1 protein-coding gene is annotated in these 251 nt (G+C 52.2%); it reads left to right on the top strand.

The window, feature by feature from the left end:
* Window positions 1-67: 67 nt before the first annotated feature.
* On the top strand, window positions 68-251 hold a 184-nt coding region (locus tag NO346_RS14980; RefSeq protein ID WP_371924593.1), incomplete at its 3' end, for an ATP-binding protein.

The following is a 251-nucleotide window of genomic DNA, read 5'->3' as shown; positions in this document are numbered from 1 at the left end:
GCTGGAAGATGATGCAGACGAGTGCCGCATCCACATCATCGATACTGGACCCGGAGTTCCCGAAGATATGAGAGAGTCTATTTTCCACCCCTACGTTACGGGTTCACGAGGTGGCACTGGACTGGGCCTTCCAACATCTCGAAGAATCATTGATGAGCATGGAGGCCAGCTGGGACTTGAGGTACTCGACGGCAAGGGCAGTGATTTTATAATTCACATTCCCAAGGAACATCCAGCGACTACGCCAGAAC

Source organism: Acinetobacter sp. 5862 (assembly GCF_024494585.1).
GTDB lineage: Bacteria > Pseudomonadota > Gammaproteobacteria > Pseudomonadales > Moraxellaceae > Acinetobacter.
The sequence above is the reverse complement of the archived record's forward strand: the minus strand, read 5'-3'. Positions and strand labels throughout refer to the sequence as shown.